This window comes from Lyngbya sp. CCY1209 (genome assembly GCF_035615495.1).
In the GTDB taxonomy this organism is placed as follows: Bacteria; Cyanobacteriota; Cyanobacteriia; order Cyanobacteriales; family Microcoleaceae; genus Limnospira.
The window spans coordinates 1-13,221 of sequence record NZ_JAJENU010000538.1; the positions used below are offsets into that span (position 1 = coordinate 1).

General features: G+C 55.9%; 11 protein-coding genes. 6 read left to right on the forward strand and 5 right to left on the reverse strand.

Annotation, left to right across the window (positions count from 1 at the left end):
* The first annotated feature begins 187 nt into the window (after window positions 1-187).
* Window positions 188-1,063, forward strand: a complete 876-nt coding sequence (locus tag LKE08_RS17695; protein ID WP_324705572.1) for a lysophospholipid acyltransferase family protein — start codon at window positions 188-190, stop codon at window positions 1,061-1,063.
* A 419-nt stretch (window positions 1,064-1,482) separates the two neighbouring features.
* Window positions 1,483-1,668 (forward strand): hypothetical protein, encoded by a 186-nt coding sequence (locus tag LKE08_RS17700; protein WP_324705573.1) that lies wholly within the window; start codon window positions 1,483-1,485, stop codon window positions 1,666-1,668.
* 101 nt (window positions 1,669-1,769) lie between these two features.
* Here the strand turns inward: LKE08_RS17700 and recF are convergent, their stop codons facing one another.
* A complete protein-coding gene (gene recF, locus LKE08_RS17705) occupies window positions 1,770-2,918 on the reverse strand; it encodes a DNA replication/repair protein RecF (protein WP_324705574.1) in 1,149 nt (382 codons plus the stop codon).
* 342 nt (window positions 2,919-3,260) lie between these two features.
* Here recF and LKE08_RS17710 point away from each other — a divergent pair, with 342 nt between their 5' ends.
* From LKE08_RS17710 to LKE08_RS17725, 4 genes are all read left to right on the forward strand, one after another.
* The gene (locus tag LKE08_RS17710) at window positions 3,261-4,889 is read left to right on the forward strand and encodes an adenylate/guanylate cyclase domain-containing protein (RefSeq protein ID WP_324705575.1); all 1,629 of its coding nucleotides are present in this window, start codon (window positions 3,261-3,263) and stop codon (window positions 4,887-4,889) included.
* A gap of 198 nt (window positions 4,890-5,087) precedes the next feature.
* On the forward strand, window positions 5,088-8,078 hold the full coding sequence (locus LKE08_RS17715; protein ID WP_324705576.1) for a plasmid replication protein, CyRepA1 family: 2,991 nt from the start codon (window positions 5,088-5,090) through the stop codon (window positions 8,076-8,078).
* Window positions 8,079-8,221: 143 nt separating this feature from the next.
* Window positions 8,222-8,416, forward strand: a complete 195-nt coding sequence (locus tag LKE08_RS17720; protein ID WP_324705577.1) for a hypothetical protein — start codon at window positions 8,222-8,224, stop codon at window positions 8,414-8,416.
* A 122-nt stretch (window positions 8,417-8,538) separates the two neighbouring features.
* Complete coding sequence (locus LKE08_RS17725) at window positions 8,539-8,775, forward strand: hypothetical protein (RefSeq protein ID WP_324705578.1); 237 nt, start codon at window positions 8,539-8,541, stop codon at window positions 8,773-8,775.
* Here LKE08_RS17725 and LKE08_RS17730 read toward each other — a convergent pair.
* The 4 genes from LKE08_RS17730 to LKE08_RS17745 all read right to left on the reverse strand — a co-directional run bounded on the left by LKE08_RS17730 (window position 8,772) and on the right by LKE08_RS17745 (window position 13,017).
* On the reverse strand, window positions 8,772-9,152 hold the full coding sequence (locus LKE08_RS17730; protein WP_324705579.1) for a DUF1636 domain-containing protein: 381 nt from the start codon (window positions 9,150-9,152) through the stop codon (window positions 8,772-8,774). The two genes, LKE08_RS17725 and LKE08_RS17730, sit on opposite strands and share 4 nt — an antisense overlap.
* 14 nt (window positions 9,153-9,166) lie before the next feature.
* A complete protein-coding gene (locus LKE08_RS17735; RefSeq protein WP_324705580.1) occupies window positions 9,167-9,640 on the reverse strand; it encodes a hypothetical protein in 474 nt (157 codons plus the stop codon).
* Window positions 9,641-9,724: 84 nt separating this feature from the next.
* Window positions 9,725-11,992 (reverse strand): 5-methyltetrahydropteroyltriglutamate--homocysteine S-methyltransferase, encoded by a 2,268-nt coding sequence (gene metE, locus LKE08_RS17740; protein ID WP_324705581.1) that lies wholly within the window; start codon window positions 11,990-11,992, stop codon window positions 9,725-9,727.
* Window positions 11,993-12,018: 26 nt separating this feature from the next.
* Window positions 12,019-13,017 carry a hypothetical protein gene (locus tag LKE08_RS17745; RefSeq protein WP_324705582.1) on the reverse strand — a complete coding sequence of 333 codons (999 nt, stop codon included), beginning with the start codon at window positions 13,015-13,017 and terminating at the stop codon, window positions 12,019-12,021.
* Window positions 13,018-13,221: the final 204 nt, after the last annotated feature.

Below are 13,221 nucleotides of genomic sequence, written 5' to 3' on the forward strand. Positions count from 1 at the left end.
CCATAATTCACAAAAGCCCCATCACCTGCGACCCACATAAAAAATCAGAAATCTGCGTCATCTGCGAAATCTGCGGACTTAATTCATATACCTTAACTCTGTTATCGACCCCTTCTCAACAGTTGTCAGAATGAGAAAATCGGAGTATCTTGGCAAAGGTCCGATTTGAGTCCGGGAGCCGACAGCGTTGAATTCGTTAATTGACCCCGATCGCACCTCACCCGACACCACAGATTTAGATGGCTGGTCTTTGGACGGGCGAGATCCAGAATTTATCCGTTCCCTCCAGCCCGTCCTGGGGTGGTTTTACGACAATTACTTTCACGTCCAAACGGACGGGTGGGAGAACGTCCCCGACTCCGGGCGGATGTTGATCGTCGGCTCCCACAATGGCGGGTTAGCCGCGCCGGATACCCATATGTGTATGTACGACTGGGTGCGCCGCTACGGCAGCGATCGCCCCATCTACGGCCTGATGCACCCCACCATTTGGAAAATCTCGTCTTCCGTTGCCCACCCGGCGGTCAAGTGCGGAGCCATTCAAGCCCACCCCCGGATCGCGATCGCGGCCTTGGAGCGGGATTTCCCGGTTCTGGTGTACCCCGGCGGCGGCGAGGACGTTTTCCGCCCCCACGTGATGAGGAATCAGATTTGCTTTGCGGGGCGGCGGGGATTCATCAAACTCGCCCTGCGGACCGGCTCCCCCATCGTCCCGGTGATTTCCTGCGGTGCCCACGACACCCTCATCGTCCTCACCGACTGTTACGAACAGGCGAAATGGTTGCACGAGCGGGGGATGCCCTGGTTGCTCGACCTCGATCCCGAAGTGTTCCCCATTTATTTGGGGCTGCCTTGGGGACTGAGCCTCGGCCCCCTGCCCAATTTTCCCCTGCCGGCGCCCATCCGCACCCGCGTCTGTCCCCCCATCCGGTTCGACCGCTACGGCCGCGACGCCGCCCGCGATCGCGATTACGTCGAGTCCTGTTACCGACAGGTCAAAACCCAGATGCAGCAAGCCCTCGATCGCCTCGTCTCCGCCGTTAGCGCCACTCACTCCGTGTAGGATGTGGGGGCAACCGTCCCCGGTTGCCCGTTAGAGAATGGGAAATCTCTATCTCCGAGAAGATTCAAATCGTTAAATCTTTATTAAAATTCGGAGCCAGTCCGGGCAAGAAAGATGCCAATAAAACTTTACAATTGGGGCTGAAATTCCCTTACAAAAGGCTTTTTACCGATCTGAAATCACCGGATCGCTGCGCTTTCACCCCGGGGATCAACGCCTTACCCCCCGGGAGAGATTGCAACTCCCATCAAATCCTGACATAATTGTTGGGGTGGGAACGCTCAAAATAGAGATCCTATTCTTGACAACCACTATCGGTGACATTTCCCCCGATCATGTTGCCAAACATTAAGTTGTTGCGACAGCCCGGGTGGGGGTAAATTGCCCCGAATTAACATCGTTAAAAAAAAGAATTTAAAATGTCTACCAAACAAATCATTCGCTGCCCCAACTGCGGTTCTCATGCCGAACGGTGTTACGACAATCGACTCATTCACACCCAATGTCACACCTGCGATTATCTCATGGTGACTTGCTCCAACACCGGCAAAGTCGTCGAAGCCTACGCCCCCGGCATTTATGCCCGGGAATTAATTAATCATTAATCATTAATAATTTGCGATGGGCAATTGGGAATTGGCAACCGACAATTGATCGTTATTAATGGTCAGTTCTTCCCGACCCCTTAAAAAGCGAATCGGGACCTTCAATTGTTAATTGTTAATTGTTTTATTTTTCCAGCTTTGACGCTGAGGATTTGACTGTGTTGCAACCACTGGGGATCGAAAGAGCCCAGGTGGGTGGTGGTGATCAGGGTTTGAAATCGTTCTTGGATGGCTTCGAGGAGTTGGTTTTGGCGGTTGGGGTCCAGTTCGGCCAAAACGTCATCCAACAGCAACAGCGGGGGTTCGCCGACGACGGCTTCGATGAGTTCCAGTTCCGCCAACTTGAGGGCCAAAACCAACGTCCGCTGCTGGCCCGCCGAGCCGTATTGGCGGGCCGGGGTTTTGTTGATGGTAAACGCCACATCGTCCCGGTGGGGGCCGACAAGGGTGATCCCCTGGTGCCGTTCGGCGATCGCGCGATCGGCGATTTTTTTCAGAAACTCCTGCCGCACCCGTTCGGGTTGCCAGCGGGAAAATTCAGGGTCCGGAATATCCCGGGAGCAAATATTGGGACAATAAGTAATATCCAGGGTTTCCGTGCTGCCGCTGATGGCGTGGTGCCACTTCCGAGCCAGGGGGACGAGCCGTTCCAAGACGCGATCGCGCCGCCGCACCACCCGGGAGCCCGTCACCGCCAGTTGAGCGTCCCAAACCGCCAACTCTTCCGGGGGCCTTTCCCCGCCCCGTCCCCGCTTCAACAGGGCGTTCCGCTGCTTCAACACCTGATGGTACTGCTGGAGGATGTAAGCGTAGACGGGTTCGAGCTGGATCAGGAGGCGATCGAGCCAATTTCGGCGCTCCTGGGGTCCGCCGCGCACCAATTCCAGATCGAGGCTCGAAAACTGCACCACGTTGAGGATGCTGAGGAAGTCCAGTTGCCGTCTCAGGGTTTGGCCGTTGAGGGCCACCGTCCGGCGACCCCGGCTCCGCAGGGTGAGGGAGAGGTCAAACTGTCCGCTGTCTCGGGCCAGGATCGCCGTCACCTGGGCGATCGCGCCATCGTCCGAAATCAGGTCGCGATCGCGGCTCACCCGGTGAGAGCGGAGGGTGGAGAGCAATTCCACCGCTTCGAGCAGATTCGATTTTCCTTGGGCGTTGTCGCCGACTAAAATGGTCTTGGGAGCATCGAACGCCACGTCTTGAGCTTCGTAGTTGCGAAACTGCCGGAGATGTAGCGTTTTCAGGTACATAGGGAAAGACGAAAAAAAGACCCGACCCCCCATTGTGTCATAAATCAGGGTGTGGGGATAATTGACAATTGACCATTGGCTCCCCCGCTCCTGCCCCCGAGTCCAGAAAAACTGTGCCGTGCTATCTTAGGGGTGACGTTCTGTCGGCACTGAAGGTATGGGAATTCTTGACATCACTTTTGAGGTTTCCGCCCGCCCAAACCCACCTTAAAAACCCGCTCTGGCGATCGATGCCCGAGTCCTTTCATTCTTCGGCAACAGTCCCCAAAACCGTCTCGCCGAGTTGACTCCAAAAAGCGGAAGACTTGAGATTCACTGATTTTCGGCAAACTGCATGAGAACGTGCCATATTTAATCCACGATCCCGATCAATCCCATCCCATCACCTATGAATTGAAGCGCGGTGTAAATACCATCGGGCGCAGTCGGGATAATAGTATCTGTATCACCGACGTGAGTTTGTCGCGCAAACACGCCACGATCGAAGTGACAGGAAACGGGGCAATTCTGACCGATCGCAACAGCAGCAACCACACCTTTGTCAACGACGTGCAAATCCACCGTTCTGAGTTGCAGGATGGGGACATGATCCGTTGCGGGAGGGTGGTGTTTAAATTTACGGTTTCTTCCAACACCTCCAGCAATATCTCGGCGGCAAAGCATTCTCCCGCGGCCGTCGTCACCCAGTTTTCTCCCCAGTCCGAAATCGTCGAAATGCAGGAGTTGCTCGAACCGGATCGGGGGAACCACTCCGTCCTCAACCTCCGCCAGGAAGACATCCACCTGCGGGCGGTGGACAAGCTGAAAATTCTGCTGGATGTCAGCAAACAATTGTCCTCCCCGGAAACGACCGACAAACTCCTCGATAAAATTCTGGATTTGCTGTTTAAAATTATGCGCGTCGATCGCGCCGCAATTTTATTGGTCAATCCCCAGGATGACACCCTCGAACAAAAGGCCGTTCGCTATCGCTCGGACGTTTTAGCCGACGAACATTTTTACAGCAAGCGAATTACCAACACCGTGTTCAAATCGGGCGACGCCATCCTCACTTCCGATGCCCACGTCGATGAGCGGTTCCAGGATTCCGAGTCCATCCTCTGCCAAGCCATCCACGCCTCGATTTGCGTTCCCCTCAAACCCCGGGAAAAAGTGATCGGGGTTTTGTACGTAGATAACTTGTCAATGTCCGACGTTTATTCTAATGAAGATGTCGAGTTTTTGAGTACGTTGGCAGCCCAGGCCGCCATCGCGATCGACAATGCGGAACTGCGCCACAAAATGCAAGAAGAAGCGGTGATGCGGGACAAGCTGGAGCGATTTTTCGCCCCCGCCGTCAGCCGGAAACTGCGGGAAGTCGGGCGGCTGGAAATTATCGAGGCGGAAGTGACGGCCCTATTTTCCGACATCACCCGCTTCACCCAGATGTCTTCCCGCATGGAACCCCGCCAGGTGATTTCCATGCTCAACGAATATTTTAGAGTCATGGTGGAAGACATTGTTTTTCCCTACGAAGGAACCTTGGAAAAATATATCGGAGATGCGTTGGTGGCCGTTTGGGGGGCCCCCTACGCCCGCAATGATGACGTCGATCGCGCCGTCCGCGCCGCCATCGATATGCAGTGGGCTGTCCGCCGCATGAACCAACGCTGGATGATGGAGTATTCGGAACCGCTGCAAATTCACATCGGCTTGAATACCGGACAGGTGGCGGCGGGAAATATCGGTTCCGACACCCTGATTCAATACGCCCACATCGGCGACACCATGAATGTCGCCAGCCGCATTTGCAGCGCCGCCAAAGCCGAAGAAATTATGATTTCTCAAAGTACCTACGACCGATTGAGCGATCGCAGTTTGCCCCTGGAAAAACTGCCCCCCGTCCGGGTGAAGGGAAAAGATGAACCTTTGCAACTCTACCGCCTGCACTGGGAAGAGGTGCACACGACGAAATTAACAATTAACAATTAATAATTGACAAGCGAGAGTGTTTCAGATTTGATCGGAAAAATCGCTTTCTTTCCTCCCCCTCTCCCTCCGCCTCCTCCGCCTCCCCAGCGCAATTTTTCGGGGGAGGCGACCCCACATCTGGGGGGCGGGTGCAAAATTGGTTCGCACAAACGGCACATCTGGCGTTATCTTGGTAAACCCCGTGTTGATGGAGACGCCGTGAATCACTTGATCGAATGGAACGCGAGCTGCGTTGACGAACAGCTCACCCGACTCAACGTCATTCCCCTGGAGGGCGATCGCCCCCTGGATTATCTGCTGTACGCCGATAGCCTCCCCCGCCGCAATGACGGCCGGGTGTGCGATCGCATCCTCAACCGCTACAGCCACGTCAATCAGGGGGGTTGGTGGTGTTCCGGGGTGAATGTTTTGACCGGACACGAGGATCTCTGGGGCTGTTTTAAACCCGCTGACCCCCGCATCAGCCGCGATCGCAACAAACCGATCAAATACGAACATCCCCCCCAAACCCCCACGGGAATCTTCGCCCTGCGGGTATCTGAGGACATCTGGAGGGCGATCGCGGGCCGCCACGGGTTGAGTCTTTCCCCGGAAGACATTCAAAGCGATCGCCCGGATTTGGGGTTCTGGGAGTGGGTTGTCAACCATCCCGAAGTCCCCCTGTGCGTCACGGAAGGGGCGAAAAAGGCCGGAGCCCTGCTGAGTGCCGGATACGCCGCCATCGCCCTGGCCGGCATCCACGGCGGTTATCGCACCCCCCGGGATGGCTGGGGCAACCGGACGGGCAAATCCCGTTTAATTCCCGAATTGCAGAAATTGGCGGTTCCCGGACGGGAAATGTGCATTATCTTCGATCGCGATACCAAACCCGCCACCGTCAAAGCCGTCGATGGGGCGATCGCTCAGATGGGCTCCCTCCTGAACCGGGCCGGATGTGCGGTCAAGGTAGCCACCTGGAATCCCAGTTTGGGCAAAGGGGTGGACGACCTGATCGCCAACTGCGGGGTATCGGCTTTAGAACAAGCCTACCAAAGCGCCCTCCCCTGGTCAAACTGGCGGGCGATGTCCTATTCCCGCCTGACCCACCCCGCCGATATCCACATCGAAAGCCGCTATCTCCCCGATGACCTGACGATTCCCGAAACCGCCCAGTTGGTGGGCATCAAATCCCCCAAGGGGACGGGAAAAACCCGTTTCTTGGAGGCGATCGTCAGACGGGCCCGCGATCGCTCTCAACGGGTGCTGGTGGTGGGCCACCGCGTCCGGTTGGTGGAGTCCCTGTGTCGGCGGTTCGGTTTAACTTACATGAAATCAGATGTCGGAACGGTGATTTCTCCCGGCGAGGGATATGGGTTGTGCATCGACTCCCTGCACCCCGGATCGGCGGTCCGCTTCGACCCCGATCGCTGGTCCGACGGTTTGGTTATTTTCGACGAAGTGGAACAGGTGTTTTGGCACGGGTTGAACTCCGAAACCTGCCAGAAATCGCGGGTGGCGATCCTGCGATCGCTCAAAACCCTGATCCAAAATGTACTGGGAGGAACCGGCCGGGTGGTGGTCGCCGACGCCGATCTCAGCGATACCGCGATCGACTATATCAAAGCATTATCGGGGGTTCCCCTGACACCGTTTATTGTCGAAAACCACTGGAAGCCCGAAGCAGAGGACGCCTGGACGGTCCGTCACTACGAAGGTCACACCCCTAAACAACTGGTCAAGGATTTGGAACGCCACATCGCCGCCGGGGGGCGTCCGTTCGTCTGCCTGTCCGCCCAAAAGTTGGCGAGTCAGTGGGGGACTCGCACCCTGGAAACCTATCTGAACGCCCAATTTCCCGATCGCAAAATTCTCCGTATCGACTCGGAATCTTTGGCCGACTCCACCCATCCCGCCCGGGGTTGCATGGATCGCCCAGAGGAGGTTTTGGGAGATTACGATATCGTTTTGGCTTCCCCTTGCATCGAAACGGGGGTCAGTATCGATTTGCGGGGACATTTTACCTCAGTTTGGGGCATCGCCCAGGGCATCCAGGCGGAAAACTCCGTCCGTCAGGCCTTGGGGCGGGTGCGGGAGAATCTGCCCCGTTATCTGTGGGTGGCTTCCCACGGGTTTAATCAGGTGGGGAATGGGGCGCTGTCCGTCGCCTCCCTGTTGACTTGTGGAAATCGCCTGACGCGGTTGAATGTGCGTTTGTTGCAGCAGTCGGATTTCGAGGGTTTGGACGATTTGGAAGTGGGGTTTCAGGCCGAGTCCCTGCTGTGTTGGGGGAAAATGGCGGTGCGGTTCAATGCGGGGATGATCCGCTACCGGGAGTCGGTGTTGGCGGGATTGGCTGCGGAGGGCCACCGATTGGCGGCGGTGTCTCCCACCGGGGAGGAAGGGGACTTGCAGGGGGCGGCGAAACCGAGTTTGGGGGAACTGATTGCGGCGGTGCGCGATCGCAACTATCGGAAGGACTGTTGGGCGATCGCATTGGCCCGGGAGATCGGCGATCGCGAATACCAGCTTTTGCAAAAACAGATGCTGAAAACCCCGGGTGAACGGCGGGAATTGCGAAAATTTGAGCTACAGTTGCGTTACGGCGTTTCGGTGACGGCGGATCTGGTGATGAAAGACGATCGCGGCTGGTACGACCAGTTGCGACTGCACTATTTTCTCACGGTCGGGCGCCCGTTTTTGGCGGGTCGGGATGCCGCGATCGCCCGCCAGTTGTTGGATCGGGGCGGGGGGGGTCTGTTTAGCCCGGATTTTAACCGATCGCAGTTGGGGGCGATCGTGGGAACGATGGAGTTATTGGGGATTCCGGTTTTGTTGCGGGATGAACGTCGGGAGTTGAAAAATATTGATCCCGATCTACAGAAGATGGCGACGATGGCATTGAGCGATCGCGCCGGGATCAAGTCGATTACGGGGATCGGGTTGGCGGCGCGATCGACGCCGATTATGGTTTTGCGGCGATTTCTGGATCAAATTGGCTATGGGTTGAAGTGCGATCGCTTGGAAAGTTACCGGAAAAAGCGATATCGCGTTTACCATCTCGTTACCCCCGATGACGGCCGGGAGGGGGTATTCCAACAGTGGTTGCAGTGGGAAGGGCAGTGTCCGGGGCGACGAACGGCGGACGGGGAAGCGGCGGCGAGTTCTGCGGCGGCGGAGTCCGAATACACCCAGCTCCGGTTGTCAGTGTAGGGGAGATCCGGAAGTCGCGGCGAGGATGAACGAAAAACACGCTTGGCTGGCCCTCCCCGCCGCCCCCCCCCTCGCGCCCCCCCGAACGCCACGGGGACTGGTACATTTGGAAAATCGAAAATATCTGGCTCGTCGCCCGCCCCTTGGGCGATCGCGTCGAATTGCAAACCCCCGTTTCCGACAAATACGAAGATTACCAAGCCCTGGTCGCCCACGGCGTCAAAACCGCCTGGATTACCGATGTTGCCCAACTCGAAGACTATCCCACCCTGGCGAAGTTGAAAAAGGGACTGGACCGGACGAAAATTGATGATCGGGGCTGGAATACCGATTTGTAAGGGGGGAGTAAGGGGGGAGCCATTGTGGCAACGCGAGAAATTTGTACGGGGACTTTGAATTAGAAAGTGTACCTCATTGACTTGAAAATTACTGTATTAATTGTTAATTGTTAATTATTGGGATGAACGTACCGAACCCCTCCGAACCCCCAGACCGCGATCGCCGGATGATGCGACACTCTCTGGACCTAGCCCGCCGCGGCCTGGGCAAAACCGCCCCCAATCCCCTGGTGGCCGGACGGGGCGAGGAGGTGATTGCCCCGGCTACCGCCCTTCGTGCGATCGGCTTTGCCGATGCCCTTCGCGCCATCGCGCACCGATCGCACCATACTGTTCTCGTCGAACTCACGTTCATTTAATTCCTCGGCAATGGAGGGAGAATAAACGCCGTGGCTTGACGAATGCTGGAAGCGCGTTCGACCTGGGGGACTTTTCCATCCGGACGGGCAACATATTGCTGACAAAACTCCGACAATTCCGCCGCCGAGTCGGTGGGGGAAAGGTTGCTGAATATGAATGTCAGCTTACCCGGTGCCGCCAGGGTTGTATTGCAGGAACGGCCGCAAGCCGCCATGCACCGCACGGGTTGCAGGTGAATGGCATCGGACAAGTTTTTTGCCTCCAATTCCCCTTCCAGGCGATCGATTAAATGCTGTCCGCCGGACAAACCGTCCCGGCTGTTTTCAGTCTCAGAAAATCGGCAGAGGGAACAGACAAATAAAGTGGCTTTTTCCATGATTGTATCACTCCTTAGCAGATCAGGTCAATTTGAAAAATTTTCATCTGGGAGAGGTCGGCATCTGAGATATAAAATTCCTCCCAGCACTTGCAGACCATCTCGTAGCCTTTTGGGGGCGCGATCGGCAGATTTCGCAGGTAGAGAAACGTCACCATCTGCCCGGATTCTAACAGCAAAATCGCGTCGGTTTCGGGATTGTAAACATCGATCGCCTGCAAAATGTGAGAATTGATGTGGTGGTGCTGGAGGATCGCCGTGTCGGGGACGACCAGCCAAGCATTCAAAAAAGGTGCCATGCGCGATCGCGGCACATAATTCGCCCGAAACGTTTCCCCCGTCATTCCCAAACGGGGATGGTTGAGGCTGCACACTACGGCTCCCTGCTCTCCAGCTAGATAGCCGACCCAGGCGTTATAACCGATGATCAAAAGATTGGTTTCCACGAAGGCTTGTCGCCAGTTTTCTCGGAATTCAGATATTGTCATTTTAATTTCTTTTCGATCTGCTTTCGAGTCTCGACGGGTGGGGCAGTTCCCACGGGAATCCTGCCCCAGTTGCGGACGATGAAATTAGGAATCTTGAGACGGTGAATCCGTCTCAGATGACAATTCTTGGCGGAGAATTCGGGTCGCTTCCACCATATTTTTCAAAGCCGGAATCACTTCTTCCCAGTGGCGAGTTTTCAACCCGCAATCGGGATTCACCCAAATTTGCTCCGTGGGGAGGTTGGCGATGCCAGATTTCAACTGTTGCACCACCTGCTCAGTCGGGGGAACTATGGGAGAATGAACGTCGTAAACTCCGTTGCCAATTTGATGGGAATAGCCCGCTTCCGTCACCTCTTTTAACGTGCGGTTATTGCTGCGACTATTTTCGATGGAAATCACGTCCGCATCCAGATTCTCGATGTCGCGGATAATGTCGCCAAATTCGCTATAGCACATATGGGTGTGAACCTGGGTTTGGGGTCGGGCGATCGCCGTTGACAGGCGAAAAGCATCCACCGCCCAGGTCAGATACTCGCTCCAGCGTTCCGTCTTCAGGGGCAATCCTTCCCGCAGGGCGGGTTCGTCCACCTGGACGATCTGGGCCCCCGCAGCTTCCAAATCGGCCACTTCTTCCCGCAACGCCAGGGCGATCTGAAACGCCTGATCCCGCCGGGAAATATCGGCGCGGGGGAAGGACCAGTTGATGATTGTCACCGGCCCGGTGAGCATCCCCTTCATCGGCTTTTCAGTCAGGGATTGGGCGACTTTGTATTCCCGCACGGTCATCGGGTGGGGGCGCGAGACATCCCCGTAAATGATGGGGGGACGCACGCAGCGGCTGCCGTAACTTTGCACCCAGCCATGCACGGTGAAGGCGAACCCTTCGAGTTGCTGCCCGAAATATTCCACCATGTCGGTGCGCTCGAATTCCCCGTGTACCAGGACATCCAGCCCGATCGCCTCCTGGATTTTGATGCACTCGGCGATCTGGGCGTCGATCGCGGCCCGGTACTCGGTTTCGCTCAACTCGCCCCGCTTGTACTTCACCCGCAGTTGTCGCACCTCCTGGGTTTGGGGAAATGAGCCGATGGTGGTGGTGGGCAGGGGGGGCAGTTGCACCTGTTTGGACAGTCGCAGGGAATAGGAGGGCGATCGCTGAAAATCAGATTCTGTCAGGCTATTCAATTGTTCCCACACACCAGAATTGATGGGGTTGAATTCCTCGAAAATCGCCCACAGTTTTTGAGAATCGTTCAAGTGACGGTGGCGGGCGTCGTCCTCGGCAAGAGAACGGGCCAAAAGTGCCACTTCATCCAGCTTTTGTTCGGCAAAGCTGAGGACATTTCGCAGGGGTTCGGGCAGTTCCTTTTCCAGAGCTGCATCGTAGGGGACAAATTGCAGGGATGCCGAGGGGTGCAAGCTGAAATTCGACGTGACACTTTGAATGGTTTCCAAGGTGGAAAGGGTCGTTTCCAACCGCAATTTCCAAATGTTGCGGGCATCGACAATTCCCACCCCCAGGCGTTTGTCTGCCGGGAAACCGTGCTGTTTGAGCCAATCCAAATTCCGCCCCCTGGTGAAGTCGAGGCTGATGGCAGAAACCGGCAGTTGCGTCACCCAGGAATAGGTGGTTCCCAAGTCGTCGAAATAAGTGACCAAGTGAATGGGCAATCCCACGGCAGCGAAGGCGGCGTAGGTGGAGGCGGTGGCGGTTTTGAAGGTTTCCGCATCTCCGAACACCAGGGCGGGTTCGTGGATTTGAACTTCGGAAACCCCCGCGTTTTTCAGTTCTTCGAGTAAGGTGACATAGCGATCGCGCAGTTGGCCGACGGCATCATCGAAGCCGAGATCCACGCGACTCAAACGCAGCAGGGTCAGCGGCCCCAACACGATCGGCACGGCGCGATCGCCGAGTACGGTTTGGGCGCGTTCCACGGTCGCTAAAAAGTCGCTGAAGTCTTGGGTGTGCAGGGTTCCGTCCAGTTCCGGGACGAGGTAGTGATAGTTGGTGTCGAACCACTTGGTCATCTCCAGGGCCGGAATCCCGTCTTTGCCCCGGGCCATCGCAAAGTAGCGATCGATGCCGGATAAGTGGCGGAAGCGATCGGGAATGATGCCCAGCCGCACGCTCCAATCTAACACCAGGTCGTAGAGGCTGCCGTCGCCGATGCCGATGCGATCGATTCCGGCTTCCAACTGGGTTTTCCAGTTCGAGGTTTCCACTTCCCGCAGGATTTGCAGCAGGGTTTCCTCGTCGGATTTTCCGCCCCAAAAGGCTTCCAGGGCTTTTTTAACTTCCCGTTTTTTTCCGATCCGGGGATAGCCCAAGGTTTCTGTTTGAATCGTCACGGTCAATTTCTCCTAATTTAATAACGTCAAAGTTGGCAATAAAAAACTGGGTGGAATTTCCACCTTCTGGAACCGGGTTCAAAGTCACTCTCAAATCGGGCAAAGTTTACCCCGTCGCTGGAAACGTCCACATAGGCGAGTTCGCCGAAGATGCCGCCCCGGTTATTGAAGCCATTTTCAAACACGGCAAAATCGGCTCCGGCACCATTGCGAATTCCCGAATCGAAGGAAAAGGTAATTTCACCCGGAGGTATTCCGGCATCGATTCGATCGCTGTCAAGATCGCCGAGGGAGACGATGTTGACCGACTCGCCTGTAACCGGCCCCAGGGCGTTTTCTGGGGTTTGCCATCGGGCTTCGACACCGGGGGCGGGCTGATAATTTTCCACTCCGGTTGCCCAGCCGACAAAAATCGGGTTGAGGGTATTGTTGGGGGTGACTTTTCCCGCCCCGTCGGAGCCCGTAAATCCGGGGATAGCCGAATCAATTTTTCCGGGATCTTCGGTCGATCCGGAATAGATTTCCAGCGGTTCGATCGCGGTGGTGAAATTGCTGAAGGATAAATCGTCGGCGTCGATACCGGGCAAAATTGCCAGAAAATGGCCGGTGAGCAAATCACTGATAATGGTGCTGTCGGCCAATTCTTCCCGGCCTTGACTGACGAATAGTTCTCCGAAGTTCAGACCGGGTTCCAGGGTGATGACATCTTCACCGGGGGTAAAGTCGGCGATGGTGTCGGCATCGGATTCCGAACGCCCTCCCGTCGTCACGGTGGCACTCCGGCGTCCGATGACAAATCGGTCTTGCCCCGCACCGCCCGTTAAGGTATCACTGCCCAAGTCTCCATAGAGAACGTCATTGCCGAAGTCGCCGGAAATGATGTCATTTCCACTGCCTCCGTGCAGAATATCATTGCCTCCAAGGCCTGCGATCGAGTCGTTACCCTGATTTCCTTTGATAGTGTCCGATTCCTGGGAACCGACAAGCGTATCGTTTGCCGCCGTCCCGATGATGAGATTGCTCATGTTTGGTCTTTGTTGATCTGAATTTTTTTTCAGCACGAAATCACCCCACGAGCCGATCAATATGACTCGTCAGGAAGTCACCCGTATTGTGACCGCAGCAAATGTCAGACTGGCATCACACCAACCCGCATTTTTGGCGATTAATTAAAAGTGCGATACTCGCCCCATCAACCTATCTACAGCCCTGTGAAAGCATTGGAAAAA

Excerpts from the sequence above, each read along its gene's own strand:
- LKE08_RS17700 (WP_324705573.1), top strand. The coding sequence starts at position 1,483 with ATGTCTACCAAACAAATCATTCGCTGCCCCAACTGCGGTTCTCATGCC.
- recF (WP_324705574.1), bottom strand. The coding sequence starts at position 2,918 with ATGTACCTGAAAACGCTACATCTCCGGCAGTTTCGCAACTACGAAGCT.
- LKE08_RS17725 (WP_324705578.1), top strand. The coding sequence starts at position 8,539 with ATGAACGTACCGAACCCCTCCGAACCCCCAGACCGCGATCGCCGGATG.
- LKE08_RS17730 (WP_324705579.1), bottom strand. The coding sequence starts at position 9,152 with ATGGAAAAAGCCACTTTATTTGTCTGTTCCCTCTGCCGATTTTCTGAG.
- LKE08_RS17735 (WP_324705580.1), bottom strand. The coding sequence starts at position 9,640 with ATGACAATATCTGAATTCCGAGAAAACTGGCGACAAGCCTTCGTGGAA.
- LKE08_RS17745 (WP_324705582.1), bottom strand. The coding sequence starts at position 13,017 with ATGAGCAATCTCATCATCGGGACGGCGGCAAACGATACGCTTGTCGGT.